Source organism: Acinetobacter sp. YH16044 (genome assembly GCF_013417145.1).
GTDB classification, from domain to species: domain Bacteria; phylum Pseudomonadota; class Gammaproteobacteria; order Pseudomonadales; family Moraxellaceae; genus Acinetobacter; species Acinetobacter amyesii.
On the sequence record NZ_VPEK01000175.1, the window covers coordinates 1 to 1,145 of the forward strand.

At 37.7% G+C, this 1,145-nt stretch carries 3 protein-coding genes; 2 read left to right on the plus strand and 1 reads right to left on the minus strand.

Annotation, left to right across the window (positions count from 1 at the left end; all coding sequences use genetic code 11):
- Positions 1-431: MobA/MobL family protein (locus FTV38_RS17830; protein WP_180023081.1), on the minus strand; the 431-nt coding region annotated here is incomplete at its 3' end.
- Positions 432-640: 209 nt separating this feature from the next.
- On the opposite strand from FTV38_RS17830, the gene FTV38_RS17835 reads away from it, so the two are divergent.
- Positions 641-916: a hypothetical protein gene (locus FTV38_RS17835; protein WP_004919011.1), complete on the plus strand. Its 276-nt coding sequence runs from the start codon at positions 641-643 to the stop codon at positions 914-916.
- A 3-nt stretch (positions 917-919) separates the two neighbouring features.
- Positions 920-1,145 (plus strand): nucleotidyltransferase domain-containing protein (locus FTV38_RS17840; protein WP_180023082.1); only part of this gene is annotated, 226 nt, incomplete at its 3' end.

A 1,145-nucleotide genomic window follows, 5' to 3' on the forward strand; every position in this document is an offset into this window, starting at 1 on the left:
GGCATGATGTGGGCGTGATAGTTGCGGTCATCAGTTCCGCCTGCGGTATGTGGGGCATGAATGACTGCATCAACAACGACCTTATGACGTTCTACAATTTTTCCGCATAGCTCATTGAGCATCTTCTCTCGTTGTTCTTGGTTTAATTCACAAGGAAATGCAACTTCAAATTCTCTTGATAATTGAGAGTTTTTTCTAGTTTCAATGGTTTCGACCGTATTCCAAAGCGTTTCCCGATCTAATAATTCTTTTTTGGTGTTTTCAGGCGCATAGATATTTTTAAATTCTATGCCTGTTTTCTTCGTGTAATCCTGCTCTTTTCCATAGCGTTCATCTTTCAATTTTTCCCCTGATCTATATGCAGCACACGCAACAGCACTTCGACCATCTGATCGACTAATATTTTTTACTGCAAAGTGAAAAATAGCCACGATGTAAAGTCCCATTGACAAGTGTTTTTAAAAAAAAATTGAAAATTTTTTTTCGGGGTTAAGGGGTGTCCCCTTACGCACTCCAAACTTTAGTTTGGGAAAGTGCGCCCTTCGGGAAAACCCACAACAATCATATAGCAACTTGAAAGCAATGTTCAAGTGCGCTTATGATTTAGGGGGATTTCCTCTATTTGAAAGGTATGTTAAAGATGAAAATTGAGTCATTGGAACAACAAATTTCTAAGCAACAAGAGCGGTTAAAACAGTTAAAAGCTCAAAAACAAGCTGCTGTAGCTCGTGAACGTTCTAAGCAAAAAGAGTTAGAACGAAAGAATGATACAAGACGTAAGATTTTAATCGGCTCTTGTATGTTAAAAATCGTCGAAAATGACACTGTTGCTCATGAAAAGTTAATGGCTCAACTCGATAAATACTTAACCGAAAATCGAGATAGAGAATTATTTAATCTTCCATTAAAGGAGTGAGTGATGCCTGATTTAATTCAGTTAGAATATCTACAAGAAAAATTACAGCAGCTTTTAGCGGAATCATTATTTGCAATTTATCTTTATGGTTCAGCTGTTGACGGTGGTTTAGGGCCAGAAAGTGATCTTGATGTACTGGTCGTGGTCACTCAACCATTAACTTCTGCTTTACGTGAGCAGCTTGCACAAGAATTACTAAAAATTTCACAGCCTGTTGGGGAATTACAAA